The organism is Nocardia vaccinii NBRC 15922 (assembly GCF_001613305.1).
GTDB lineage: Bacteria > Actinomycetota > Actinomycetes > Mycobacteriales > Mycobacteriaceae > Nocardia > Nocardia vaccinii.
On record NZ_BDCC01000005.1, the window covers coordinates 202,459 to 228,781 of the forward strand.

General features: G+C 67.8%; 20 protein-coding genes. 10 read left to right on the top strand and 10 right to left on the bottom strand.

From position 1 onward, the window contains the following. Positions 1-11: 11 nt before the first annotated feature. Positions 12-1,646, top strand: a complete 1,635-nt coding sequence (locus NV1_RS01885; protein ID WP_084524974.1) for a glycoside hydrolase family 183 protein — start codon at positions 12-14, stop codon at positions 1,644-1,646. On the opposite strand, the gene NV1_RS01890 is transcribed toward NV1_RS01885, so the two are convergent. From NV1_RS01890 to NV1_RS01905, 4 genes are all read right to left on the bottom strand, one after another. Beyond that, entirely contained in the window at positions 1,634-2,779 is a 1,146-nt protein-coding gene (locus NV1_RS01890) for a sulfate/molybdate ABC transporter ATP-binding protein (protein WP_245713508.1), read from the bottom strand. The genes NV1_RS01885 and NV1_RS01890 overlap by 13 nt on opposite strands. After that, positions 2,776-3,636: an ABC transporter permease gene (locus NV1_RS01895; protein ID WP_067885077.1), complete on the bottom strand. Its 861-nt coding sequence runs from the start codon at positions 3,634-3,636 to the stop codon at positions 2,776-2,778. Before NV1_RS01895 ends, NV1_RS01890 begins: the two co-directional genes overlap by 4 nt. A 354-nt stretch (positions 3,637-3,990) precedes the next feature. Continuing rightward, positions 3,991-4,758 (bottom strand): molybdate ABC transporter substrate-binding protein, encoded by a 768-nt coding sequence (gene modA / locus NV1_RS01900; RefSeq protein WP_067884759.1) that lies wholly within the window; start codon positions 4,756-4,758, stop codon positions 3,991-3,993. Then, entirely contained in the window at positions 4,755-5,147 is a 393-nt protein-coding gene (locus tag NV1_RS01905; RefSeq protein ID WP_067885079.1) for a TOBE domain-containing protein, read from the bottom strand. Before NV1_RS01905 ends, modA begins: the two co-directional genes overlap by 4 nt. A gap of 138 nt (positions 5,148-5,285) precedes the next feature. On the opposite strand from NV1_RS01905, the gene NV1_RS01910 reads away from it, so the two are divergent. Next, positions 5,286-6,101 (top strand): hypothetical protein, encoded by an 816-nt coding sequence (locus NV1_RS01910; RefSeq protein ID WP_067885081.1) that lies wholly within the window; start codon positions 5,286-5,288, stop codon positions 6,099-6,101. A gap of 32 nt (positions 6,102-6,133) precedes the next feature. Here the strand turns inward: NV1_RS01910 and NV1_RS01915 are convergent, their stop codons facing one another. From NV1_RS01915 to NV1_RS01925, 3 genes are all read right to left on the bottom strand, one after another. Further along, positions 6,134-7,588 carry a CCA tRNA nucleotidyltransferase gene (locus NV1_RS01915; RefSeq protein WP_067884761.1) on the bottom strand — a complete coding sequence of 485 codons (1,455 nt, stop codon included), beginning with the start codon at positions 7,586-7,588 and terminating at the stop codon, positions 6,134-6,136. A 162-nt stretch (positions 7,589-7,750) separates the two neighbouring features. Continuing rightward, positions 7,751-8,452 (bottom strand): glutamine amidotransferase, encoded by a 702-nt coding sequence (locus NV1_RS01920; RefSeq protein WP_067884763.1) that lies wholly within the window; start codon positions 8,450-8,452, stop codon positions 7,751-7,753. A 10-nt stretch (positions 8,453-8,462) separates the two neighbouring features. After that, complete coding sequence (locus tag NV1_RS01925; RefSeq protein WP_067885083.1) at positions 8,463-9,224, bottom strand: SDR family NAD(P)-dependent oxidoreductase; 762 nt, start codon at positions 9,222-9,224, stop codon at positions 8,463-8,465. A gap of 156 nt (positions 9,225-9,380) precedes the next feature. Here NV1_RS01925 and NV1_RS01930 point away from each other — a divergent pair, with 156 nt between their 5' ends. The 8 genes from NV1_RS01930 (at position 9,381) to NV1_RS01965 (ending at position 22,573) form a co-directional block, all read left to right on the top strand. Next, the gene (locus tag NV1_RS01930; protein ID WP_067884765.1) at positions 9,381-9,917 is read left to right on the top strand and encodes an NUDIX hydrolase; all 537 of its coding nucleotides are present in this window, start codon (positions 9,381-9,383) and stop codon (positions 9,915-9,917) included. Between the two features lie 22 nt (positions 9,918-9,939). Next, positions 9,940-12,501, top strand: a complete 2,562-nt coding sequence (locus tag NV1_RS01935) for a DUF6049 family protein (RefSeq protein WP_245713509.1) — start codon at positions 9,940-9,942, stop codon at positions 12,499-12,501. A gap of 760 nt (positions 12,502-13,261) precedes the next feature. Continuing rightward, positions 13,262-17,758 (top strand): murein biosynthesis integral membrane protein MurJ, encoded by a 4,497-nt coding sequence (locus tag NV1_RS01940; RefSeq protein ID WP_245713526.1) that lies wholly within the window; start codon positions 13,262-13,264, stop codon positions 17,756-17,758. 233 nt (positions 17,759-17,991) lie between these two features. Then, complete coding sequence (gene sigM / locus NV1_RS01945; RefSeq protein WP_067885089.1) at positions 17,992-18,555, top strand: RNA polymerase sigma factor SigM; 564 nt, start codon at positions 17,992-17,994, stop codon at positions 18,553-18,555. 109 nt (positions 18,556-18,664) lie between these two features. After that, positions 18,665-19,600, top strand: coding sequence for an RsmA family anti-sigma factor (locus NV1_RS01950; protein ID WP_067884766.1), 936 nt, complete (start codon positions 18,665-18,667; stop codon positions 19,598-19,600). Positions 19,601-19,734: 134 nt separating this feature from the next. After that, positions 19,735-20,721 carry a thioredoxin-disulfide reductase gene (gene trxB / locus NV1_RS01955; protein WP_067884768.1) on the top strand — a complete coding sequence of 329 codons (987 nt, stop codon included), beginning with the start codon at positions 19,735-19,737 and terminating at the stop codon, positions 20,719-20,721. 25 nt (positions 20,722-20,746) lie between these two features. After that, a complete protein-coding gene (gene trxA, locus NV1_RS01960) occupies positions 20,747-21,073 on the top strand; it encodes a thioredoxin (protein ID WP_067884770.1) in 327 nt (108 codons plus the stop codon). 300 nt (positions 21,074-21,373) lie between these two features. Beyond that, positions 21,374-22,573 carry an N-acetylmuramoyl-L-alanine amidase gene (locus NV1_RS01965; RefSeq protein WP_067884773.1) on the top strand — a complete coding sequence of 400 codons (1,200 nt, stop codon included), beginning with the start codon at positions 21,374-21,376 and terminating at the stop codon, positions 22,571-22,573. 561 nt (positions 22,574-23,134) lie between these two features. Here the strand turns inward: NV1_RS01965 and NV1_RS01970 are convergent. From NV1_RS01970 to NV1_RS01980, 3 genes are all read right to left on the bottom strand, one after another. After that, positions 23,135-23,887 (bottom strand): GNAT family N-acetyltransferase, encoded by a 753-nt coding sequence (locus NV1_RS01970; protein ID WP_067884775.1) that lies wholly within the window; start codon positions 23,885-23,887, stop codon positions 23,135-23,137. 206 nt (positions 23,888-24,093) lie between these two features. Next, positions 24,094-25,113: a ParB/RepB/Spo0J family partition protein gene (locus tag NV1_RS01975; RefSeq protein WP_067884777.1), complete on the bottom strand. Its 1,020-nt coding sequence runs from the start codon at positions 25,111-25,113 to the stop codon at positions 24,094-24,096. Positions 25,114-25,117: 4 nt separating this feature from the next. Beyond that, positions 25,118-26,119, bottom strand: a complete 1,002-nt coding sequence (locus tag NV1_RS01980; RefSeq protein WP_245713527.1) for a ParA family protein — start codon at positions 26,117-26,119, stop codon at positions 25,118-25,120. Positions 26,120-26,323: the final 204 nt, after the last annotated feature.

The window sequence follows — 26,323 nt, forward strand, 5'->3', positions numbered from 1 at the left end:
CGTGCGATGTCATGGCGGCACGGCCCGTGCCCGGAACAGAACCGAGAGAGGCCGTGGGCTTGCTGGCGAAATCCGCGCTGTTCGGCGTGCTGCTGACCGGTTCGCTGGTAGTACCCGCCCCGGCCTGGTCCGCACCTCTGCCCTGGCAGCCGCCGCCCCAGAACACCTGTGGGGAAACCGGTTACGATCCGCGAGCGCGCGAGCCCGATCCGCATGCCGAACCCAGACCGCTGCTGCCGCCCACCATCGATATTCCGGTACCGGTACCGAAGATCACGCCGGTGCCGGTGCCCGGCCCGCCGCCGAACAACACCCGGATCACTCCCGCGCCGCTGCCGATCGATCCGTGCCGCAATCCGTGTCCGGACGTTCGCGATACACCGCCGCCGAAGCCGGTACTGCCCATGACCACCAAGCCCGAAGAACCCGCGCCGCCGGCCAATTCCGGGTCGGCCACGGGATCGGGCACCGGGTCCGGAACCGGATCGGGCCAGTTCAACCTGCCGAATATCCGGATCAAGCCGGATATCGAGCCGATTCCGATTCCGGTGCCGGGCGGCCCCACACCGTCTCCGGAGAAGCCGCCGCCGACGGTGGTGCATCCGGCCCAGCCCGGCCCGGTCGCCGCACCGCCCGCACCGCGCACGGTGCGCTCGGTGGATCTGGTCGATCAGGTGACCGGTCACGGCTCGGCCAACCGCACCGATATGCGCTGGCAGGTCGACGGCACCGATCTGGGCATCATGTGGGAGGACAAGCCCGGACAGATCGCGGTCGTCTTCGGCGACAGCTTCGGCAAGGGCTGGACCGGCGGCGGAGCCGGCGGGGACGATCAGGACTGGCGCAGTAATGTGCTGGGCTACAGCAGTAATCACGATCTGTCCCAGGGGCTGAAGATCGACACCATGATCCAGGACAGCCGCTGCCACGCCGCGGAACTGCTGGACAGCCGCAAGATCGTCAACTTCGAGACCACCGTCATCCCGACCTCCGGCTTCGCCCTGGGCAACCGGCAGTACATGAGCTACATGTCGGTGAACCACTGGAGCAAGATCCCCGGCATGTGGTGGACCAACGACGGCGGGCTGGCCTACTCCGACGACGATGGCAAGACCTGGGTGAAGGATCAGTACGCCAAGTGGAACAACGTGTTCGGCATGGGCCGGTTCCAGGTCGCGACGATGGTGCCGCACGGTGACTACGTCTACATGTTCGGTACGCCCAACGGGCGCATCGGCGTCATCGGACTGGCGCGCGTGCCGAAATCCGAGGTGCTCAACAAATCCGCGTATCAGTACTGGGTGAACGGGACCTGGGCCCCGTCGCAGGAAAATCTCGCCACACCGCTGGTGCCGGGCATCGCGGGCGAATTGTCCGTGCGCTACGACGATTCCAGTGGTCAGTGGCAGATGGTGTACCTCGATTCGCTGCGGCGCGCCATCGTGCTGCGCACCGCGCGGGAGCCACAGGGGACCTGGACCGATGACGTGCCGCTGGTGGACACCAACGACTACCCCACGGCCTACGGCGGTTTCATCCACCCGTGGTCGACGGGGAAGGATCTGTACTTCACGATATCGGCCTGGAACAGCTACAACGTGTACCTCATGCACGCGACGCTGAATCAGCCGGATCAGCATGAATAGACCTGCACCTCACCGGCTTTCACGGTGAAGTACACCTCTTCACCGGGAACCAGGGCGAGTTCGGCGACCGCGGCGGGCGTCAGGTCCGCGATCATTCCGGGGCCGTCGGCGCGATCCGCGGCGTGTACCCGGACGACGCCGCCGCGGTCGGTGAGTTCGGCGACGCGGACGCGGAAAACGTTGCGCGGGCTGCCTTCCGGGCGTCCCCGGTAGACCGCGACCGCGGCGGGGGAGAATACGGCCGCGGCCCGACCGCCCGGCGTCCACGGTGATTCGGCGCGTCCCTGGATCGCGTCCGCAGCGCAGCGCACCCTCCCGGTTCCCGAATCCCGTTCGGATGCACGCGCTTCCGCGGTACCGATCATCAGGTTCACGCCCGCGATCCGTGCGGCGAAGGCGCTGCGCGGCCTGGAGAGCACCTCGGCGGCCGGACCCTGTTCGACGATATGCCCCGATTCGACGACCGCGACGCGGTCGGCGAGCGTCAGCGCGTCGACGATATCGTGGGTGACCAGTAGTGCGCTGGGCGCGGGACCGGCACGCCGGGAGGATATTTCGGCATCGCGCAGTACACGTCGCAACAGGGTGCGCATCGCGGGTGCGGCGGACACGTCGAGTGCGGCCATCGGCTCGTCCAGCAACACCACCCGCGGTTCCACGGCCAGTGCCCGCGCCAGCGCCACCCGCTGCGCCTGCCCGCCGGACAATTGCCCGGGCCGCCGCCCGGCGAATTCGATCGCATCGACCGCCCGCAACCACTCCCGCGCCACGGCCGCCGCGGCCCGCGAACGCATTCCCCGGCTGCGCGGCCCGAACGCGACGTTCGCCGCTGCCGTCAGATGCGGGAACAACAGCGCATCCTGGGCCAGCAACGACACCTGCCGCCGATGCGCCGGAACCGCCACGCCCGCAACGATATCGGTCAGCGTCCGCCCACCCAGCCGAACATGTCCCGCATCGGGCCGCACCAGCCCCGCAACGATTTCCAGCAACGTCGACTTCCCGGCTCCGTTGGGCCCCAGCACGGCCAGCACCTCACCCGGCGCCACTGCCAGCTCCACATCAACCCCCCGCTGCGCCAGCCGCACAGAGACCTCCAGCCCGGCCGTGTCGCTCACCACAGAGGCGTTCACCGCACACCACCTCGCGCGACCGCGGCTCGCCCGCCCCAACGCCACAGGCCCGCTGCCCATTCGCGGCCTTCCGGGATGCCGACGCGGCGGTAGGCGACCAGCACGATGAGCACGGCCATCACCACCAGGAGCAGCGACAGTGCCACCGCGGCGCCGGGATCGTTCTCGCGCTGGAGGTAGATCTCCAGGGGGAGGGTGCGGGTGCGGCCCTGCAGGCTGCCCGCGAAGGTGAGGGTCGCGCCGAATTCGCCCAGCGCGCGGGCGAAGGCCAGGACCGAACCGGAGATCAGGGCGGGCCGCAACAGCGGCACCGTGATTCGCCGCCACACGGTCGTCGGCGCGGCGCCGAGGGTGGCCGCGATCCGCTCATAGCGCTCACCGGACGTGCGCATCGCTCCCTCGAGCGTGATCACCAGGAACGGCAGCGCCACGAAGGACTGTGCGAGCACCACAGCCGTTGTGCTGAAGGCGATCTCGATGCCCATGGCCTCGAGCCGCTTGCCCAGCAGTCCGTACCGCCCGAACAGATACAGCAGCGACAGACCGCCCACGACCGGCGGTAACACCAAGGGCAACAACACCATCGCCCGCAACACCGGCAGAATCCGCCACCGCACCCGGGCCAGCAGCACCGCCATCGGCACCCCCAGCACCACGCACACCACGGTACTGGCCAACGCCGTCCTCAGACTCAGCCACAACGCGTCCCGTGACGCCGCCGAGGTCACCAACTCCCCGAAATGCGACCATTCCACCGCCTTCGTCAACGCCAGCAAGGGCCCGATGACGAACGCGAACCCCACCAGCGCCGGAAGCAACAGCCACCGCGGCACCCCGGGCCCCGGCCCTCGCAGCAGCGCCCGCAGACCGCGCCTGGTCGCGCCGGCGACAGCTCGATTTTCCGAACCGCCACTCGACGACACCGGCTCGCCCGCGTTCACCACATCACCCCCGGTCGCGTCGACACCATTCGCACAGATCCGGAACAGCACGACCGGATACACCGCCCGCACGCGTCCGGCCCCACGCTCACGCGGCAGCCCCGTCGTGCACCGGTACCGCCGAGGTAGGCGCGAACAGGTTCGGCAATGTCCACCGAATCTTTCCCGTTCACGGCACTACCACCCGCGTGGTTCCCGGCTCGCGCAATCTGTCTCGCAAGCAGGAGGCCGAGCTCTTGCCCACCGTCGAATCACGCGGCCCGCCTGCGGTCACGGCGCGCCGAATCCGGCCTTCGCCAGGGCAGCGCGCCCATCGGGACCGGTCACCAGCTCGTCGAACTGTTCGGCCAGATCGGCGTGCTTCGAATCGGCAACCGCGGCAATGGGATAGGTGTTGACCGCGCCCGATGATTCCGGGAAGGAGACGGTGGTGACCTTGTTTCCCGCGCCGGCCGCGTCGGTCACGTAGACCAGTCCGGCGTCGGCATCACCCGAGGTGACCTTGGACAGCACGTCGGTGACGTCGGATTCCTCGCTGACCGGGGACAGCGTGACGTGCGAGGCCGCCTCGACCTTCTCGGCCGCCGAACCGCACGGCACCTGCGGCGCGCAGACCACGACCTTCATATCGGGTGCGGCCAGATCCGCCAGCCTGGCAACATGTTTCGGATTGCCGGGCGGAGTGACGATGGTCAGCACATTGGTCGCGAAATTCCGCGGCGTCGCGGTGATCCGCTTGGTCTCGAGCACCTTCCGCATGTTCGCGGTATCCGCGGCAGCGAATACGTCCGCGGGTGCGCCCTGGTTCAGCTGCGCGGCCAGATCCGAGGAACCGGCGAAGGAGAAGCTGACCTTGGTATTCGGGTGTTCGGACTCGAACTTCTCGCCCAGCTCGGCGAACACCCGATTGAGCGAGGCCGCGGCGAACACGGTCAGCGTGGTCGTCGAACCGCCCGAATCGCTCGAACCACAGGCCGCCAGCGCCGCACCCAATGCCGCGGCCGTGATCACCGCCCCCGCACGACGCGCACGGCTCATGGCGTTTCGACCACCACTGTGGTCGCCTTCACGCTGGCCACCGCGATGCTGCCGGGTTCCAGCCCCAACCTTCGCACCGACTCGCTGCTCATCAGGGATACCACCGTGAACGGCCCACATTGCATTTCCACCTGTGCCATCACCCCGTCGGCCACCACAGCGGTGACCAATCCGGGAAACCGGTTGCGAGCCGAGCTGGCCCCGCCCAGCGTCACCTGCGGCGGCCGCGCCTGGGCGACCGCCCATGCCGCGAGATCCCCGCCGTCGATCACCAGGCGTCCGGACACGTCCTTGTGCGCGTCGAGTGCACCGGTATCGATCCACCGGCGCACGGTGTCGTCGCTGACACCGAGCAGTTCGGCGGCGTCACGAATCCGCAGATCGGGCATCATTGAAGAATAGTTCCGCAGATTCGGTGAAAACAAGGCCGATCATCCGAATCTACGGATTCATTCGCGCCGAACTCGGTCGGTGTGAACAACTGGGAGCACCGGATGTCACCGGCGGCCAGTACGCTCATAGCAATCATGGCCACCTATTTCGATCCGAGATCCTGGTCGCCGTTGCGTGCCGTCGGCCTCGGCAGGCGCCTGCTGGACCCGGGCTGGTTGGATCAGTGGAGTTTCTTCACCACCGCCTGGCTCGACCCGGTCGCGGATCTGGGCTCCGGCGCGGTCACCGCGCTATTGCCCGATGTGCTGATGACGCTGCTCAGTGAGGGAATCCTGAGCCGGTTCGGCGGTCAGGTGATCAGCGCGGCTTTGCTCGGCAGCGATATGACCGCCACCCTGGAAACCCTCGAGGCCCGCCGCCGCGGCGCGCACTTCGAGACCCGGGCCGCGCTCAGCGACCTGCGCTGGAACGGTCATCCGATCGAGCGGATGACCGTCGTCGCGCACGGTGTGCGGCTGATTCCGGGCGTGCCGACGAAGGTGCGCAGCACCCAACTAGACATCACCGGCACCATCACCACCACCGCGCTGATCGGCTGGCTGAACACCTGGCAACTCGACTGGAAGCTGGGTGTGGCCGCCGATGGACTGATCACCGCCCGGCACCGGCGGCTGCGGATTCAGGCGCTGGTGGACGCGTCGGTGACGAACGACCTGCTCACCGTGCGGGTGCGGCGGGCCAGTTGGATGGGTGTGCGGTTTCCGCGGCGAGCGTTCACGGTGACCCCGATCCCGCTGACCGACCTGCCGAAGCAGCTCGCGGTGCGCAGTGCCGAACGCGATGGTGAGCTGGTGCGATTCCACGTGGACGTGCCCGAGATCACCGGATCGTTCGATCTGGCGCAGATGCGTTCGGCCATCGTCGCGGGGACGACGCTGATCATCTTCTAGGCGGCGTCTTCCAGGCGGCGTCTTCCAGGGCCCTACTGTCCGCCCGCGTTCCACCACTCCCGCAGCGCGGTCTCGGCCTCCTCGCGCGTCATCGGGCCGCGGTCCAGGCGCAGTTCCTTCAGATACCGCCACGCCCGGCCGACCTGCGGTCCCGGTTCGAGACCGAGCAACTCCATGATGGCGTTGCCGTCCAGGTCGGGGCGCACCCGCGCCAGATCCTCCTGCTGCTGCAGCCGTTCGATGCGCGCCTCGAGATCGTCGTAGGTGGCGCGCAGTGCGGCGGCGCGGCGCTTATTGCGGGTGGTGCAGTCCGCGCGGACCAGTTTGTGCAGGCGGGGCAGCAGGTCGCCGCCGTCGGTGACGTAGCGGCGCACCGCCGAATCGGTCCACTGCCCCTTGCCGTAGCCGTGGAAACGCAGGTGCAGATAGACCAGACGGGCCACGTCCTCGGTGAACTGCTTCGGATATTTCAAGGCGCGCATACGCTTTCGCACCATTTTCGCGCCGACCACCTCATGATGGTGGAAGCTCACCCCGCCGCCCGCCTCATTACGCTTGGTGGGCGGTTTGCCGACGTCGTGCAGCAGCGCCGCCCAGCGCAGCACCAGGTCCGGATCACCCTGCTCCTGATCGATCGCCTGGCGCAGCACCGTCAGCGAATGCTGGTAGACGTCCTTGTGCTGGTGGTGCTCGTCGATCTCGAGTTTCATCGCGGGCACCTCGGGCAGGACCCGCTCGGCCAGCCCGGTCTCGCACATGATGTCGATGCCCTCGGTCGGATGTTCCCCGGCGATCAGCTTGTCCAGTTCGGCGCGCACCCGCTCCGCGGTGATCCGGCCGATCTCGTCGGCCATCATCGCGGTCGCGATGCGCACCCGCGGCGCGAGTTCGAAGCCCAGCTGGGAGACGAAACGCGCGCCGCGCAACATCCGCAGCGGATCGTCGTTGAACGAATCCTCCGGTGCGGCAGGGGTATCGAGCACACCGGCCAGCAGCGCGGACATACCGTCGAGCGGGTCTACGAATTCGAGTCCACCGTCCGCGCCGACCCGCACGGCCATCGCGTTCACGGTGAAATCGCGGCGGACGAGATCGCCTTCGAGAGTGTCGCCGAAGGTCACCTCGGGATTGCGCGAGATCCGGTCGTAGCTGTCGCTGCGGAACGTGGTGATTTCCAGCTGCCATCCCGATTTGGCCGCGCTGACCGTGCCGAACGCCAAACCGCCCGTGTCCCAGAGGTTGTCGACCCACCCGCGCACGATCTGCTGCACGGTCTCCGGCCGTGCGTCGGTGGTGAAGTCCAGATCGGTGCCCAGCCGCCCGAGCACCGCATCGCGCACACTGCCGCCAACCAGGTACAGCTGATGTCCGTGCGCGGCGAACATCTCACCGAGCGGGGTCAGCACATCCGACACCCGCCCCAGCGTGATTGCCGCCGATGCAAGCAGTCTCGTGCGCCGATCCCCTGGCGATAACGGGACCGGCACTGCTACATCCTCGGACTTCGGCGAAACCACAGCCACGCAGCTTACTGACCGGAGAACCCGCGACCCCATCGGCGGCGTCGAGAACACCCGAGGCGCGCCGCGCCGCGCCACACCCCGACCCGGCGATCGGTCCCGGATCTCAGTGGGAACAACCGTGCCGCATCAGCATCCGGCCTCGTCCAGCCACTGCGTGACCACGTCGTCGGCGCGCCGGCCCAGCTCCGGGCCGATCGCCGCCGCATCACGCCGCAGAATGCGCGGATCGATATCCGCGGCGGCGAGCGCCCCGGCGTGGCCCCAGAGCCAGTGTTCGATGTCGCGGTGATCGGTCTCCAGGTGGAATTGGAGTCCGAGGACGTGATTCTCGACGACGAACGCCTGATTCGGGCACTGCGCGGTGGCCGCGAGGTTACGGGCGCCGTCGGGCAGTTCCAGACAGTCGTTGTGCCAGTGCAGGACGGGAATTCCGGCGAGGTGGCGCAGGGGCGAGTTCAGCCCGTCGGGGCTGAGGTCGAGCGGGGCGTAGCCGATCTCCGTGGTCGCCCCCGGGACGACCGCGGCCCCGAGCACGCGGGCGAGCAGTTGTGCGCCCAGACAGATCCCGATCGTGGGTCCGCGCGTACTCAGCCGGGCCCGCAGTGCGGTGAGTTCGTCGTTCAGGACCGGATAGCGATCGATGTCATTGACGCCGACCGGGCCGCCGAGCACGACCAGCAGATCGGCGTCGATCACCGCCTCGGCGTCGATGCCTTCGGTCGCGACATCCAGATAGCGCACGGCGTAGCCCCGATCGCGCAGCAGGGGATCGAGCAGCCCGAGATCCTCGAAAGCGAGATGGCGCACGGCCAGGGCGACGGGAGACATGGGTGGCCTTTCAGCTGCGTAGATACGATGCGCCGTTGAGGTCGACGATGGTGCCCGAGGCCCAGGCCGCGGCCGGCGACGCGAGAAAGCGGACGGCCGCGGCGATCTCCTCCGGAGTGCCGACCCGGCCGAACGGGCTCTGGCCGCGGATCCGATCGCCGTCGGGGCCGGCGAGTTTGGCGGTCTGGCGTTCGGTGGCGACGAAGCCCGGGGCCACCGATGTCACGACGATGTCGTGCGGCGCCAGCGCGAGGGCCATCGACTGTCCGAACGCGTGCAGGGCGGCCTTGCTCGCTCCATAGGCGGGAAATTCGGGTTCACCGCAGAACGCGCCGCGCGATCCGATGTTCACGATGCTCCCGCCGACGCCGCGGCCGATCAGGTGCCGGGCCACCGCCCAGGTCACCTCGGCCGAGCCCAGCACGTTGACGTCCAGCATGCGTCGCCAGATCTGCTGCCAGGTGTGCAGCGGGACATCGGCGACCGGATGACGGGTGCTGTCCGCCGGTGCGACGGCGGCATTGTTGATCAGGACGTCGATGCCGCCGAGCGCCGCCACGGCCTCGGCCACGATCCGTTCGCCGGTGCCGGGTTCGCCGAGATCACCCTCGATCAGCGTGTGCCCACTGCCGGGCAGTTGCCGCAACGTCTCCTCGGCGTCCGCGCGCCGGACGGCGTACTGCACCGCCACCCGATCGCCGCCCTCGGCGAACGTCGTGGCGATGGCCCGGCCGATGCCTCGGGACGCACCCGTGACCAGTACCCCCCTCATCGTGCGAGCGCCGTCCACTCGTCGCGGAACACCTCGGAATCCATCCGCCAACACAACCACAGCGGGGTTCGCGGCCCTTCGACGGCGAGCCGCACGGGCCGCGACCGCGCCGGAGCGATGCGGTAACGGACAATCCCGCACAGCTAGACTGACCGGGTGTCTCCGGCCGATCGCGCGAACAGTCGACGCCGCCAACCCCGGCGCCGCGGTTCGGCCGGTAATGCGGCCAACCCGAGGATGCGCACTGTGCGCGAAACCTCCGCGGGCGGGTTGGTCGTGGACGGGTTGGACGGCCCTCACGACCAACGTTTCGCCGCTCTGATCGGCCGCACCGACCGGCGCGGGCGGCTGCTGTGGTCGCTGCCGAAGGGACATATCGAACAGGGCGAGACCGCCGAGCAGACCGCGGTGCGTGAGGTGGCCGAGGAAACCGGGATAAGCGGCCTGGTCGTCGCCGAACTCGGCAGCATCGATTACTGGTTCGTCACCGAGGGCCGCCGGGTACACAAGACGGTGCACCACTATCTGATGCGCTCGGTCGGCGGCGAGTTGTCCGACGCCGATATAGAAGTCACCCAGGTTGCCTGGGTTCCGCTCACCGACCTTGATTCCCGGCTGGCGTACGCCGATGAGCGCCGGCTGGCGGAGGTCGCGAACCGCCTGATCGACCGGATGGAGAACGGCAAACAATGACGCATGCGGGTCGGAGGCGTCAATGAGCCAGCTCATCGACGCCCCGCAGGCGCGGGCGCGGACACTGTCGCGACACCGCTGGGCGGCGAGTATCGCCGTCCTGGCCCTCGCCGTGCTGAACATCGCGCTGACCGGCCCGGCCGCCGCGGAACCGTCGGGCGTCGGCGATTCCTCCTCGACGCCGAAATTCCTCAAGCTGACCCTCGACTCGGTATCCCCGAACACGGTCACCACCAGCAGTGATTCCGTGGTCGCCATCACCGGGACGGTCACCAATATCGGCGATCGAGTGGTGGACGACATCGAGCTGCGGACCCAGCGCGCCGGTGCGATCACCGATCCGCGCGGGCTGCGTTCGGCGCTGCGGCTGGATCAGTCCAGCTATCCGATCGACACGCCGTTCGTGGACGTCGCGAAGAGACTGAGTCCCGGACAGCGCAAGCAGTTCACCCTGCGGGTGGGCGTGCGCGCGGGCAGTAAGGGCACGCCGGGAAGTGCGCCGGTCACCGCATCGCTGGACATCACCTCGCCCGGGGTGTACCCGCTGCTGCTGAACGTCAACGGGATGCCTGCCTACGGCGGTCAGGCCCGTCTGGACGACGCGCGTTTCCTGCTCCCAGTGCTGGGTCTGCCCGCACCGACGGGTGATTCGGATGCCAAGTCCGGCCAAACCGTTCCGGCCCCGGCCGATGCACCCGTCGCGACCACCATGCTGTGGCCGCTGGCCGACCGGCCGCGACTGGTCGCCGGAATCCCCGGCTCGGTCAACGGCAAGGCTCTGCTCACCGATGACGAACTGGCCGGCGAGCTGGCCACCGGCGGACGCCTCGACCAACTGCTCGGCGCGCTGGAATCGGCGGTCCACCCCGATTCGGCCGGTACCGGGACCGATATCGCGAATGCCCTGTGCCTGGCCGTCGATCCCGACCTGCTGCTCACCGTCTCGGATATGACGACCGGATACCGGGTGCTGGCCAGTCCGTCCGACCCCGACGGCCCGACCCGCGACGGCACCGGCACCGAGGCCGCCAAGGCGTGGCTGAACCGGTTGCGCGCGCTGGCTCCGGCGATGTGCACCGTCAGCCTGCCGTTCGCCCAGGTCGACCTGTCCGCCCTGGCCGCCGTGCACGATTCGGCAGTCACCTCCCGCGCGATCTCCGCTCCCGACGAGCTGGTCGACCAGATCCTGTCGATCAAGTCGGTGCACGGGGTGAGCCTGCCCGAATCCGGCAGCATCGACTCGGACGCCGCGACGATGCTCGGCCAGCACGGTTTCACCTCCGCGGTCCTGGCCGACAACGCCGTCGCCCCCGCCGGGACATCCGGCAGTTCCGCCTCCTCGACGCACAACGCGACGACGGTATCGGCGAGCTCGAGCATCACCGCTCCGTCGACGGTGCGTCTGCCGGGCCCGACGCCCCCCGCCGCGCCGTCGAACGGAACCTCCGCCAGCACGCCCGATCCGGGAATCAAGGTGTCCACCTTCGACATCTGGCCCGCCACCGCACTGGCCGCGGTCGGATCGAATCCGCCGACGCCCGCGTTCACACCCGAGAACGTGCGTTACGACGTGGCCAAGGATTCCCGGACCGCACGTCTACAGGACGCGCTCGGAGCGATGACCTGGACCGCGCTCAATCCGCAGCCGAATCGGCCGCGCTCACAACTGCTCGTGCCGCCGCAGCAGTGGGGCGCCAACCGCGACGAGGCCTCCACACTGCTCACCCAGTTGCGGACACTGATCCACAGCGGCCTGGCGACGGCGCGGTCGTTCCAGGATCTGCTTGCGGTACAAGCGGATTCGCATCCGTACGAGGTGAGTCGTTCCGCCGGCGCGCCCGCCGACGGGGTGCCCGGTGCGTTCGTCGCACCGGTCCAGCAGCAGGCCGGCCGGATCACCGATCTGATGAACACCCTGGTCGAGGTGCCGCAGCAGGAACCGACGCCGACCAACTTCCTGACCCCGCTGCGAGATGATCTCGTGCGTTCGTTGTCGCTGTCCGATCGGACCAGCACCGGTTCGCAGGCCGACACCGCCGCGCAACGCCGTCTCGATCAGACCACCACCGCGTTGAACGGGCTGTTCCGGTCGGTCAGTGTGCTGCCACCCGGCGGGGTGTACACGCTGGCCTCGGAGCAGAGTCCGCTACTGCTCGTCGCTCGCAACGAACTGCCCGTCGCGGCCCGGATCCGGTTCAAGATCGGGGTCCCGTCGGGCACCGATATCACCGATATCGGCGAGCAGACCTTGCCCGCGGAGGGCACGCGATCGTTCCAGATTCCGACGAAGGTCAGTGACAGCCGAAGCTTGACGATTCCGATCTCCATTACCACACCCGACGGGATCGCGCTCGGCAACGCCACCTCGGTCAAGGTACGGTCCAACGCATACGGTTCAGCGTTGGCGATAATTACCGCATGTGCCGGTGCACTGCTGTTCCTGTTGGCCGGTCGTCGTTTGTGGCGCCGCTTCCGGGGACAGCCCGATCCGGCCGACGAGGGGTTGGACCCGGGGAAACGACGCAGGCTGAACAGGTACCTGCGTGCGCGGACGCGGGTCCTGCAGCGACAGGAGACACCATGATCCAGTTCAGTGATCGAGCGGACGGGGCCGGATACGGCGCGCCCGCTCGGGGTGTCCCGTCGTGCCCGAGCCAGTTCGCCGACGCGTCCGGGCCCGTCCGCCCGGCGCCGGGGGTCCGATGAGTGAATATGACGACCCTCGCCGCATGGATCCGGCCGGAGACAATTCGCTCCGGCGGCGACCGCCTGCCGCGCCGTGGGAGCGGGGGACCGCCGCACCGGACCAGTTCGGCGAGCCGGAGGCGCCGACCCCACCGCAGCCGCAGACCCCGCCGCTGCGGGTACCGCTGACCGGACCCATTCCCCAGGTTTCGCAGGCCGACCCGCGCGGACCGGAGCAGTTGCCGCCCGCCGGAACCGTGCGCCGCGTCCCGCCGGACCGTCGGCCCCCGGACCAGATGCCGCCGAGCGGAGCCATGCGCCGGACCCCGCCGAACGGTGCGGACCGCCGCGACTCGCCGGACGGCATGCCGCCCGGTCCGGATCAGCGTCCCCCCAGCGGAACCATGCGCCGGGTCCCCCCGCGCGATCCGGATCGGATGCCCTCCAACGGAGCACCGCGCCGGGTGCCACCCGGCACTCCCGACCAGCGCCCGCCCAGCGGGACATTGCGCCGGGTGCCTCCGGGTGAGCCCGATCGGATGCCGCCCAGCGGAACCACCCGGCGAATGCCTCCGGCCGGTCCGGGCCAGGTGCCCCCGGACGAGACCGCTCGACGACCCCGCCGCGGCGGACCGGACCAACGCCCACCCACCGGAACCATGCGCCGTGCGCCCCTGGGCGAACCCGATCAGCTGCCCTCGGACGAGCCGGTGCGGCCACGCCCGGGGACGCCCGATCAACGGCCGCCGAGCGGAACCATGCGGCGGGTACCTCCCGCCGCGTCCGACCGGAATCCTCCCGAGGAGACCGCCCGGCGAGCCCGCCGCGGCGGACCGGACCAACGCCCACCCAGCGGAACCATGCGCCGCGTGCCCCCGGGCGGCGACGGCCGGCTGCCAGAGGACGAGGCGCCCCGCCGGACTCGCAAGACCGGACCGGATCAGCGTCCGGCCACCGGGGCCGCCAGACAGGTGCCCCCGGACCGCCGGACCGGCGATCCCGGACCGCCGAGCGGAGCCGGCCGCCGGGCACGGGGCGGACCGATCCGCCGGACAGCACAGGACCCAGCCCGGCCCGACCAGCAACCGCCCACCGGCGCCCGCCGTCGTGTCCCGCCACAGGGCAGGCCGCCCGGACCGGCGAGCGGACCGATCCGGCAGACTCCAGCCGGCGAGCCCGAGGGCAACGGACCACGCCCCGGACCGGGTACGCAACCCGGAACGCGGGGCCGCCGGACCGCCGCCGGACCGCAGTCCGCGCCCGGACAACAGCCCAGGCGCCGCGCGGCGGTGGACTCGCGGCCGGGACCGCAACGCGTGCCCGCCCGCGACGAGCGGTCCGGGCCGGCCGCGACCGCACAGCAGACCGAGGTCAAACCCGCGAGCGCGAATTCGCGGCTGCTCAGTGCCAGCGGTTCGATCGCGATCGCCACGCTGATGAGCCGCATCACCGGCTTCGGCAAGCAGGCGATGGTGCTCATGGCCCTCGGTCCGGCGGTCGCCAGTGCGTACACCGTTTCCAGCCAGATCCCGACGATGATCGAGCAGCTGGTCCTCGGCGCGGTGCTGACCGCCTTCGTGGTCCCGACCCTCGTGCGCGCGCAGAAAGAGGATCCCGATCAGGGCGCGGCGTTCATCCGACGGCTGTTCACCACGGCCGCGGTGCTGCTGGGGAGTGCGGCGCTGGTGTGTACCGCGCTGGCCCCGGTCCTGACCAGATATCTGTTCCTCACCCACGACGGCAAGGTCAGTACCGGACTGACCACCGCACTGGCCTATCTGCTGATCCCGGCCGTGCTGTTCTACGGCATGTCCTCGCTGTTGATGGCGGTGCTCAACACCCACGAGATCTTCAAACCGGGCGCCTGGGCGCCGGTGCTGAACAACATCACCACCCTGCTCGTCCTGGGTCTGTACGTGCTGCTGCCCGGCGAGATCTCCCTGGACCCGGTCCGGATGGGCCAGCCGAAACTGCTGTTGCTCGGCTGCGGTATAACCTTCGGCGTCTTCGTGCAGGTCGCGAGCATGGTTCCGGCGATCCGCCGAACCGGTATCGATCTGCGGCCGCTGTGGGGCATGGACGCCCGGCTCAAGCAGTTCGGCGGCATGGCCGCCGCCGTCGTTCTGTACGTGTTGATCAGCCAGGCCGGATTCGTCTTCGCCACCCGCGTCTCCTCGCACTGGGATGTGGCCGGCCCGGCCATCGTCAACCAGGCGTGGCTGCTGTTGCAGCTGCCCTACGGCGTACTGGGCGTCACCGTGCTCACCGCGATCATGCCTCGGCTGAGTCGCAACGCCGCCGACGACGACACCCCCGCCGTGGTCGATGATCTCGGCGCCGCGACCCGTTTGACCATGATCGCCCTGGTCCCGGTGGTGCTGTTCCTGACCGTGGCCGGTCCGCAGGTCGGCGAAGTGCTGTACGGATACGGCCATTTCGGTCACGACAACGCGCATCGGCTCGGCGAGGCGGTCAGCTGGTCCGCGTTCACCCTGATCCCGTACGCGCTGGTGCTGATCCACCTGCGCGTCTTCTACGCCCGCGAGCAGGCGTGGACCCCGACGTGGATCATCCTGGGCATCACCGCGGTGAAGATCCTGGTGTGCGTGATCGCGCCGTTCGTCGTATCCCCGGAGCACGTCGTGATGGCGCTGAGCATGGCCACCGGACTCGGCTTCCTCGCGGGCGCGGTCATCGGCGGCTGGCTGCTGCATCAGAGCCTGGGCGATCTACGGATGTCGAACGTCGGGCGAACGGTGACCCGCGTGGTCCTCGCCTCGGTCGCCGGGGCCGCCGTCACCCTGATCATCGATCAACTCCTGGGGCTGCCGCGGCTGCATCACGGGATCGGCGCACTGATCCGGGTCGGGATCGATGGAATCGTTATGTTCGGCGTCGCCTTCGGGTTGATGCGTCTGGTCGGCATTCCGGAAATCGTCGCCATCACGGTTGCGATCTCCCGCAAGCTCGGCTTCACTCCGCCCGCGCCCGACCTCGGTTTCGAGAGCCCCGCGGGCGACGAACACGAGACCACCCTGCTGCCCAGGCCCGAACTCGCGCAGCCGTACTACTACCGGTACGACCCCTATACCGATGCGCAGACCATGGTCCTACCGGTCATCCGACCAGAAGCGGTTGACCGTACCGGCGGGGGTGAGTTCCCGTACCCTGTTCGGCAGAGAAACGCAAATGCCGGTCCCGGCGATCGCGGAGATGCGAATGCCGCATCTCTCGCGCCCTCCGGGCTCGGCCGGGTCGACGATGGGCCGGGTGCGTCGTTGGCATATGGGACTTCGACACACCAGGGCGAAGGAGGAACGAGGGTGAGCGACGATGCGGCGGGCGGCGTCCCTGCCGCGCAAGCCGATGCCACCGCAGTGAGCGCGGTGCGCACCGAGGACGTCGTGCCCGGTGAGGTTCCCCCGGATGTTCCGGGTGAGCGGACGGAATCGGCCGAGGCGCAGAACTTCAGCGAGACTGCTGCCGATTCCGCAGACGACGGGCATGCGCGGGACGAACCGCCACACGATCCGACCTACGACACCGGCATGCTGCCAGTGGGTTCCCCCGAGATGCCGCCGATGCGCATCGAATCGCCGACCAAACGGTCGCAGCGCGGTCCGAAGCTGATCCCGGGCGCCTCGGTGGCCGGTGGCCGCTACCGGCTGCTGGCCGACTGCGGCGGCGCCCGCGGTCTGCGGTTCTGGCAGGCGTTGGATGTGAAGCTGGACCGCGAGGTCGCGTTGACCTTCGTGGACGCCGATCAGAAGGCCGCCGACAACTCCGGGCACGACGGCCCGCAGGCCATCCTGTCCCGCACCTTGCGACTCGGCCGGATCAACTCCCCGGGCCTGGCCCGCGTCCTGGACGTGGTGCGCGGTAGCTCCGGCGGCATCGTGGTGGCCGAGTGGACTCCCGGACGGTCGCTGCGCGAAATGGCCGAGACCAGGCCCTCGCCGATCGGCGCGGCGCGTGCGGTCCGCGCCCTGGCAGCGGCGGCGGAACTGGCCCACCGCGGCGGTGGTTCGCTGTCGATCGACCATCCGGATCGGGTGCGGATCAGCGCGTCCGGCGATGCGGTACTGGCCTTCCCCGGCACGCTCGGCGATTCGGACGCGCAGTCCGACGTCCGCGGTCTGGGCGCGATGCTGTACGCGCTGATCACCGCGCGCTGGCCGATCCGCGCCGGTGGGGTGACCGGTACGGCCGCCACCGTGGGCGGGCTGAGGCCGGCCGATTCCGGTCCCGACGGCTCGCCTGTCGAGCCGCGGCAGATCCGCCCGGAGACCCCGTTCGAGATCTCCGCGGTGGCGGTGCGCTCACTGGAGTCGAACAAGGGTGTGCGTACCGCCGCGACGGTTCAGCACGTGCTCGAGCAGGCCTCGGTGGTGGATCAGAAGACCGATTTCATCCCGGTGCTGCGGCTGGGTCAGCGTGCACAGGCACTGCCCGACGAATCGCTGGCCGATCCGGAACTGCTTGCCGCGGAGAAGGAACGCTCGCAGCGGATGATGTGGATCCTGGTCGGGTTGGGTGTGCTCGCGGCACTGGTGGTCGGGGTGATCATCTGGTGGTTGCTGAGCGTCTTCGCGCCGCCCACCTCCAATGCACCCCTGGACGACCAGCGCAAACTCGGTCTGACCACGGCCGCGGTGGCCCCGGCCCCCGCCAACGCGGCCACCTCGGCGCCGGCGAGCAGCGCTCCGGCCGGTGCCGGGGTGCCGGTACCGCTCACCGCGGCCACGGTGTTCTCTCCCGAGGGCACCCCCGACGATCCGAGCCACGTCTCAGCGGTACTGGACGGCAATCCGACCACGATGTGGCGCACCGACCAGTACTTCCAGCAGTTCCCGTCCCTGAAGAAGGGTGTGGGCATCCTGACCACCCTGGGCAGCCCGAGCAAGCTGACCAAGGTGAACATCAATTCGCCGAGCGCGGGCACGGTCGTCGAGATCCGCACCTCGCCGACCGCCTCGCCCACGCTCGATCAGACCCAGCTGATCGGCCAGGTCACGCTCGGCAACGGCGTGACCAATATCCCCGTGCACAGCGATCAGCCGATCAGCTACGTCCTCATCTGGATCACCTCGCTGGCCCATTCCGGCAACCAGTACCAGTCGCAGATCGCCGATATCCGCTACGAAGCCGCGCGCTGATCCGCTCTGGTTGCCTGCCCTTCGAACCTGCCGATATGATTCTCAGCGCGCTCTCAGCAGGGGAGCTTCCCGGGATCTGACGTCGCGGTCCTGGACGAGCGGTATGGGCAGATGTCCGAGACAGGGCATCGTGCCGTCGAGAGCGCTGTACCGAGGGGTATGTGTTGCCGTTTGAAGCGATCGAGCGATCCAGCGGGGGGACGTCGGAGGCGTCCGCTGTAGGTAGGCGCCCGATCGATCCGGACGCGGCCACCGATGTCGAACTCCTGGACGCCCATGTCGCGGGCGATCGTGATGCTTTCGGCGTACTTTTTCGCCGCCACTACAACCACCTGTGGCAATTGGCCGTGCGCACCTGCCGGATCCAGGAAGATGCGGCTGATTCGCTGCAGGATGCCCTGTGGTCCGCACATCGCAATGCCGCGCGGTTCCGCGGTGATGCGGAAGTACGCAGTTGGCTGCATCGGATCGTGGTCAACGCCTGCCTGGATCGTATGCGGCGCAACAAGTCCCGGTACAGCGTGTCACTGTCGGACGAGAGCGTCGCCGAACCCGTCGTGGAACGCGACGACATCGCCCGGCTCGAGGTATCGATGCTGGTCGACAGCGCACTGATGCGGCTGCCCGACGATCAGCGGGCGGCACTGGTCGCGATCGATATGGAAGGGTATAGCGTGGCGGAAGCGGCGCAGTTGCTGGGCGTCGCCGAGGGGACGATCAAGAGCCGGTGCGCCCGCGGCCGCAAGCGACTCCAACAGGAGTTGGAATTCCTGCGGAATCCTGGGAACCGGATGTAGTCGAGATGCGTCATTACTAGTGACGGGCAAAATCCCGTCAACTGGCAGGCTCCGTCGGTGACGGCGCGGCGAGTACCACATTTTTCACACGGCCCACCCCGGAGAGGCGATGGATGACAAGGGCGAAGCCGCCGAGCATCGGCGCCGAGCCGGGGTGAGCGGTTCGGACGATCCAGGAGGTTCGATGGCGGCCCGCTCAGCTCCGCGACCTCCCTTCTCCACGGATTTGCTGGCCGATTTGCACGCCGACAATGTCGCCCCCGATCTGTCCGATCAGCTCTGGCCGCAGGTCCGGCGCGACCCGGAAGCCTTGCGATTCCTGCGCTCGCTCGACGATGTCACCACCGAATTGCGGAATCTGGGCCAGGAGCCCGCGATTCTGCATCCGATGCCCACCCAGGTCACCGCGCGCTTGGACGCACTGCTCGATCAGCTCTCCTGCGGTTCCGCCGAGTCACCCGCACCGGATCCCGGCCCGACCGAGCACGTCGCCACCGTGCACCGCCTGCCTGTGGCCCGCCCGGCCCAGGAACCGCCGAGAACGCATCCCCTGCCCCTTCTGGACGCCGAGCACCCCGCGGCCGACGACACCGCACCCTCCGGCGATCCGATTCCCTTGCGGGCCGACCGGCCACGCTGGCGCTGGCTCGCCGCGGCGGCCGCTGCCATCGTCATCGTGGCCGGATCCCTGATCACGGTGGATTCCCTGCGCAGTCAGCAGAGCCCGCCGTCCGCACTACCCACCCAGCATTCCAGCGATAATGTCGAGATTTCCGACGATCTCCCGGTCTCCCAACTGCTCGGCGCGATGGGCCGCCGGGATCTGAGCGGCCCGCTCGCTGATCACGCCGCGCTGGTCGGCTGCGTCAGCGCGGCCGGTCTGGACAGGTCGATACTCGGCGCGATGAATGCCACGTACCGCGGCCAGCCTGCGGTGCTGATACTGCTCACCGGTCCGAATTCGCCGAAGATCACCGCCCTCATCGTCGGCAGGGACTGCGGCCCGGGCAACCCGCACGTACTGGTGACTCAGGACATCGGCTGAGCGATATCCGCCGAACACCGCGCGGTGCGGTCCGGCTCACACCCCGTGCGCTGGCCGTTCGGGAGTGGGAACAACAGCGTTTACCCTGTTGTTGACCCACACGCCTGTTGAAACTTTTTCTTCGGAAGGGCCTCATGAGCACGCAAGTACGCGACCTGATCATCGTCGGTTCCGGCCCCGCCGGCTATACCGCCGCGGTCTACGCCGCGCGCGCCGAACTCGAGCCGTTGCTGTTCGAGGGCACCCAGTTCGGCGGCGCGCTGATGACGACGACCGAGGTGGAGAACTTCCCGGGCTTCCGCGAAGGCATCATGGGCCCCGACCTCATGGACGAGATGCGTGAGCAGGCCAAGCGTTTCGGCGCGGACATCCGCACCGAGGACGTCGAGGCGCTGGACCTGTCCGGGCCGATCAAGAAGGTCACCGTCGGCGGTGAGACCTACGAGGCCTACGCGGTCATCCTGGCCATGGGCTCGGCGGCGCGCTACCTCGACGTTCCGGGCGAGCAGCAACTGCTGGGCCGTGGCGTGAGCGCCTGTGCCACCTGTGACGGATTCTTCTTCAAGGGTCAGGACATCGTCGTGGTCGGCGGCGGCGACTCGGCCATGGAGGAGGCGACCTTCCTCACGAAATTCGCCTCCAGCGTCACGATCGTGCACCGCCGCGAGGAGTTTCGAGCCTCGCGCATCATGCTCGAACGTGCCCGTGCGAACGAGAAGATCCGCTTCGTACTCAACTCCGAGGTCACGCAGGTGCACGGCGAGAACAGCGTCACCGGCCTGACCCTGCGCGACACGCGCACCGGCGAGACCTCCGAACTGGCCGCGACCGGTCTGTTCGTCGCGATCGGCCACGACCCGCGCAGCGAATTGGTCCGCGACCAGGTCGATCTCGACCCCGAAGGCTATGTGCTGGTCAACGACCCGAACACCTACACCTCGCTGCCCGGTGTATTCGCCGCGGGCGATCTGGTCGACCACACCTACCGGCAGGCCATCACCGCGGCCGGCACCGGCTGCCGCGCGGCGATCGACGCCGAGCGCTGGCTCGCCGAACAGGGCGATATCACCAGCAACACGCTCGACAACGCCGACAAGCCGGTCGAAGTCTCCGCCAACTGATTCACCGCTCGAGGAGTTCATCACGATGTCCGATGCCACGAAGACAGTCGTCGACGCCACTTTCGCCCAGGATGTGCTCGGCAGCACCAAGCCCGTTCTGGTCGATTTCTGGGCGGACTGGTGCGGCCCGTGCAAGATGGTCGCCCCGGTGCTGGAGGAGATCGCGGCAACGCACAGCGACAAGCTGACCATCGCCAAGGTGGACGCCGACGCCAACCCGACCACTTCGCGGGACTACGGAATCATGTCGCTGCCCACGATGATCCTGTTCTCCGAGGGTAAGGAGATCAAGCGGATCGTCGGCGCCAAGGGCAAGGCCGCGCTGTTGCGAGAGCTCGACGGCGTCATCTGACAATCATTCGCCTCACAGCGGCGGCGGCGCGGGTTAGGATTTCGTCGCCGTCCGCTGGTGGTGTGTACTGTTCGCACGGTCAGCGAGACTCCGTGGTTACGCAAAGACGCGCCACCTCCGGGGTAGGATCTCTGCACTCGCCAGAATTGCAGAAATTCGGTCCGGGTCTGAGACAATCGACCGACGTTCCGGACGTGTGCCCCAAGGGGATCGCGCCCTGGCACACCCTCGAAAGAGCTTCGGGAGTGGACGGTCCCAGAAATGGGTACCCGGGTTGGCGGAAGGAAAGGGCTCTCACGCATGCACCGACTTCGTCACGGCGATACCGGTCCAGCCGTAACAGAGGTTCGGAGCACCCTCGCAAGTCTCGGTTTCCTCCATATGCATCCGCACGGAGCGGACCGTTCCGACGGCCACGGTGAATTCTGGAAAGAGACGGACGGCGTCTTCGACCACGATCTCGATTCCGCTGTGCGTGCCTTTCAGCAGCATCGCGGTCTGCTCGTCGACGGGGTCGTAGGCCCGGCCACCTATCGCGCGCTCAAGGAGGCGTCCTACCGCCTCGGCGCACGCACCCTGATCTACCAACTCTCCGCCCCGCTGTACGGCGACGATGTGGCCACACTCCAGCGTCGTTTGCAGGATCTGGGCTTCTACGTGCATCGCGTCGACGGCTATTTCGGTCCGCAGACACATGACGCGCTGACCGCGTTCCAGCGCGAGATCGGCCTTTCGGCGGACGGCATCTGCGGTCCGGACACGCTGCGTTCGCTGGATCTGCTGGGCGCCCGCGTCACCGGCGGCAATCCGCACCGAATCGCGGAGGAAGAGGTCGTGCACCGAGCCGGCCCGCAGTTGACCGGTAAGCGGATCGTCATCGATCCGGGGATGGGCGGTCCCGACAAGGGTGTCACCGTGCCCACCGAATTCGGTGACGTCTACGAGTCGGAGATCCTCTGGGACTTGGCAAGTCGACTCGAGGGCCGGATGGCCGCGACCGGTATGGAGACGTTCCTGTCCAGGCCGTGGGGCGCCAATCCGACCGACGCCGAACGTGCCGAGATCTCCAACACCTTCGATGCGGATCTGATGATCTCGCTGCGTTGCGCGACGAATCCCAGCTCCCTCGCCAGCGGTGTGGCCAGCTTCCATTTCGGCAATTCGCACGGTTCGGTGTCGATGATCGGCCAGGTGCTGGCCGGATTCATCCAGCGCGAAATCGTTGCCCGGACATCGCTGCAGGACTGCCGCACCCATTCACGCACCTGGGACCTGCTGCGCCTCACCAAGATGCCGACCGTTCAGGTCGACATCGGCTACCTCACCAACGATTACGACGCGGCGGTCCTGACCAACCCCCGGATGCGCGATGTGATCGCCGAGGCCATCCTCATCTCCGTGAAACGCCTGTACCTGCTCGGCCAGGACGACCAGCCCACCGGCACCTACACTTTCGCCGAACTCCTCGCCGAAGAGCTGGCCGCGGCGGATTCCACGTAGAGCTGATCCGCCTCCCCGGGACTTCAGCGTGTCGTCAAGTGCGGGGAGACTCTTGTATGGGGCCGACGGTTCGGTAGCCGGGTGACTTTCTGGGCGTGTTCATTGAATTACCCATGTCCTCACGAAATCAGGCGTTGCGTGGACCGCGGTTCAGTAGGTGCCACCAAAGTTGCATTGCCGGGCTGCGGTTGGGCACGTCCACCCGCCGTCCGAGGCTCGCCGATCCACCCCCATTAGCTGCCCAGGTGCTTGGTGATCGGCGGTGCCTCGGGGCAGGGTGAGAAGGCCCCTGGGAGGGCCTGATACTTCGGACCTGCCGTGAGTAGCGAGGTATCCCTCTGGTAGATGCGCTACCGCGGCGGCCGGCGGATACAAGGCCGGGCCTGAGCTTCACGGCTTACCTCGAAAGTTCCATTGTCGACGGTGTGGCGACGAGGACGTGCGCGACCTACGGCGCGAGTTCAGTGAGCAATAGGCAGCCAGCGTGCTATCGAGTTGGGCGGGCTTACGAGTCAACTCCGGACAGGTACGGTCTTGCGGCCGTACGTGTCCGGGGATCTGCTATCGGCAGCCGACTCGGGTCGGAGTCGGGGTCGCTGCCGCGGCGGCCAGGAGTTGGTCGAGGGCACGCTCGACGTCCTCTTTCCAGAGGTGGTCGCTGTCGAGTTCGAGGCGCAGGCGAGGAAAGCGCTGGTGGGGAGCGACGACCGAGAATCCGACATCCTCGAGGAATTCGGCATCGATCATGCAGCCCTCGGGGGAGCAGGCGCCGTTGGCCCGGGAGGCCGAGGGTGTTCCGGCCGAAGGGATTCCGGTGGCGGGGGTGTCGATCCGCTCCATCAGCAGCATCGAGCTGATCGAGCGGGTGGGCAGCACCGTGGCGGCCGGATCCTTGCGAATACCGAAAGCCTCGATCGCGCGCACGCCTCGACGCATCAGATCGGCCACCACGGCCTGCATGAGCCGGTGGGCGACTCCGGTGTCCTGGTAAGGGAATTCGGCGCGCAGCGTGGTCAGCAGGACCGCGTCCGGGCTCACCGGTGAGGTGGGGAACAGGCCCGCCCGCGGCACCACACTCGGCGGTGAGTACAGCGCACATCCGGCCGGCTGGCCGTCGACGAGCGCGACCTGGCCGCACGAACCCCATTCGAGCATGACCGTGGACAGCCATGCCTCCTTCTCGAAGACCGGATCGCTGAATTCGCGCGAGTCTTCCGCCACGGCGGGGTCGATCTCCCAGAACACGCATCGGCGCGCGTGTGCCGGGAGTTTGTCGAGTCCGCCGAGGGTCAGTGCGGTCACGCTGGTCGACACCGCTCTGCTCAGCCTCCAGCTATCGGATTCATCCACACTCACGTGGCATCAATATCTACTCGCCAGCAAGAATAAGCGATCAACACGAACCGCCTCATTTCCGTCACTGCGCTCGATGACATACGCCGTCACAGTGACGTTTCGGCGCAAGGGCAATAGTCATCGGGTGCTCATGGATTTTCGCCCGCATTTTTACGGTGTCAGGGCTACTGCTGTTGCTTTTCCATCAATGTCACGATGCGTTCGAGATCGGCGAGGTCACCGAACTCGACGGTGATCTTGCCCTTCTTCTTACCCATGCTCACGGTGACGCGGGTATCGAACGAATCGGCCAAGCGCTCGGCCAGACGATCCAAGCCAGGGGCATAGACGGGTTTGCGCTCGGGGGCGGGCTTGCGCTCCTGCTCCGGATACCGGTTCGCCAGCGTCACCGCCTCTTCGGTCGCACGGACCGAAAGCCCTTCCGCGACGATCCGCTCCGCCAGCTTCTCCTGCGCCTCGGCACCGGCATCCAGCCCCAGCAAGGCACGGGCGTGCCCTGCCGACAGGACTCCGGCCGCAACTCGCCGCTGCACCGGGATCGGCAGCTTGAGCAGACGGATCATATTGGTGACGACCGGTCGGGATCGGCCGATCCGATTCGCCAGCTCCTCGTGGGTGACGTCGAATTCCTCGAGCAGCTGCTGATAGGCGGCCGCCTCTTCCAGAGGATTGAGCTGTACGCGGTGGATGTTCTCCAACAACGCGTCGCGCAGCATGGCATCGTCGGTGGTTTCCCGGACGATCGCCGGAATCGTTGCCAGCCCGGCGTCCTGGCAGGCCCGCCAGCGACGCTCACCCATGACGATCTGATAGCGAGCGGGGGAGCCGGACTCGGTCTTGGCGGGCTGACTGAGTGCGCGCACCACGATCGGCTGCATCAAGCCGAATTCGCGGATCGAGTGGATCAGCTCGTCGAGCGCATCCTGTTCGAAGACCTGACGCGGCTGCTTCGGATTGGGCTGAATCTCCTCAGCCGGGATCTCGCGGTAGACGGCCCCGGCATCGGAGTCGGCAGCCGGATCGGGGACCCGGTGCAGATATGCCTCCGCAGGATGTGGTCCGATCGGATCAAGGCCGATGACGGCGTTCGCCGCGGCACTCCCGAGTCCCTGCACCTCGGCGGGACCGGTCGGGATGAGCGCGGCCAGCCCGCGCCCTAGTCCACCCTTCTTCGCCTGACTCATCGGCTTATCGGCCCCTTTCCTCATTCACATCGCCATCCTCGGCGACCGGCGTGGCCGCCACCAGACCTGGCGCATAGGTCGCACCGACGGCGCGAGCCGCCATTTCCCGACCGGCATCCAGATAGCTCATGGCACCACGAGAACCGGGGTCGTAATCGAGAACCGTCATACCGTAGCCCGGCGCCTCGGAGACCTTCACACTGCGTGGAATGACCGATCGCAGCACCACATCACCGAAGTGCCCGCGAACTTCCTCGGCGACTTGATCGGCCAGTTTGGTGCGGCCGTCATACATCGTGAGGACCACGGTCGAGACGTGCAGTTCGGGATTGAGGTGTGACTGGACCAGGCCGATATTGCGCAGCAGCTGTCCCACACCTTCCAGTGCGTAGTACTCACACTGGATCGGGATAAGGACCTCTTTCGCGGCAACCATGGCGTTGACCGTCAGCAGGCCGAGCGAAGGCGGGCAGTCGATCATCACGTAGTCGATCTCGTAACCGGCCAGATTCGCCTCCTGAATCGCCGTCTTGAGGCGACCCTCCCGAGCGACCATGGAAACCAGTTCGATCTCGGCGCCCGCCAGGTCGATTGTGGCCGGAATGCACAGCAGGCGCTCGTTGTGCGGACTCTGCTGGATCGCATCCTGGACAGGGATCTCCCCGATGAGAAGTTCGTAGCTGGACGGAATGCCGGAATGATGATCGACACCGAGGGCGGTACTGGCATTGCCCTGCGGATCAAGATCAATGACGAGGACGGTCATTCCCTGCAATGCGAGAGCGGCGGCGAAATTGACCGCCGTGGTGGTTTTACCGACGCCGCCCTTCTGATTGGCGATGGTGATGATGCGTTGTTCGCGCGGCTTCGGAATGTTCATCGAACCAGGGTGCAGGACCTGACTCGCGCGTTGTGCCTCCGCCGCGATCGGCGTGTCCGCGGTGGAGATACTTCCGAAGGGCGTGCGGCTGAAGTCCTCCGTGTCGAAGGCATTGCCTTCCAGCATTCCGGGGACACGCGAGGTTGTTTCCCGTGAAACTTTTGCCGGACCGTTCGACATACAGGCTCCTAACCCCGAGAACTTCAGACACGTGCCGGCGTGGCTTCGGCGCCACGCGGCTCGAGTAGGCGGAGCGCCGCCTTGTTGCGAGACCGATAGCCATCCGGCGAGCTGCCGGGCACCGAGAGAATGCGCTCACACTCAACGCCA

Excerpts from the sequence above, each read along its gene's own strand:
- modA (WP_067884759.1), bottom strand. The coding sequence starts at position 4,758 with ATGAGCCGTGCGCGTCGTGCGGGGGCGGTGATCACGGCCGCGGCATTG.
- NV1_RS01940 (WP_245713526.1), top strand. The coding sequence starts at position 13,262 with ATGCGCCGTGCGCCCCTGGGCGAACCCGATCAGCTGCCCTCGGACGAG.
- NV1_RS01965 (WP_067884773.1), top strand. The coding sequence starts at position 21,374 with ATGCACCGACTTCGTCACGGCGATACCGGTCCAGCCGTAACAGAGGTT.
- NV1_RS01975 (WP_067884777.1), bottom strand. The coding sequence starts at position 25,113 with ATGAGTCAGGCGAAGAAGGGTGGACTAGGGCGCGGGCTGGCCGCGCTC.
- NV1_RS01980 (WP_245713527.1), bottom strand. The coding sequence starts at position 26,119 with ATGCTGGAAGGCAATGCCTTCGACACGGAGGACTTCAGCCGCACGCCC.
- trxA (WP_067884770.1), top strand. The coding sequence starts at position 20,747 with ATGTCCGATGCCACGAAGACAGTCGTCGACGCCACTTTCGCCCAGGAT.
- NV1_RS01925 (WP_067885083.1), bottom strand. The coding sequence starts at position 9,224 with ATGAGGGGGGTACTGGTCACGGGTGCGTCCCGAGGCATCGGCCGGGCC.
- NV1_RS01920 (WP_067884763.1), bottom strand. The coding sequence starts at position 8,452 with ATGTCTCCCGTCGCCCTGGCCGTGCGCCATCTCGCTTTCGAGGATCTC.
- NV1_RS01950 (WP_067884766.1), top strand. The coding sequence starts at position 18,665 with ATGGATGACAAGGGCGAAGCCGCCGAGCATCGGCGCCGAGCCGGGGTG.
- NV1_RS01910 (WP_067885081.1), top strand. The coding sequence starts at position 5,286 with ATGGCCACCTATTTCGATCCGAGATCCTGGTCGCCGTTGCGTGCCGTC.
- NV1_RS01885 (WP_084524974.1), top strand. The coding sequence starts at position 12 with ATGGCGGCACGGCCCGTGCCCGGAACAGAACCGAGAGAGGCCGTGGGC.
- trxB (WP_067884768.1), top strand. The coding sequence starts at position 19,735 with ATGAGCACGCAAGTACGCGACCTGATCATCGTCGGTTCCGGCCCCGCC.
- NV1_RS01935 (WP_245713509.1), top strand. The coding sequence starts at position 9,940 with ATGAGCCAGCTCATCGACGCCCCGCAGGCGCGGGCGCGGACACTGTCG.
- NV1_RS01905 (WP_067885079.1), bottom strand. The coding sequence starts at position 5,147 with ATGCCCGATCTGCGGATTCGTGACGCCGCCGAACTGCTCGGTGTCAGC.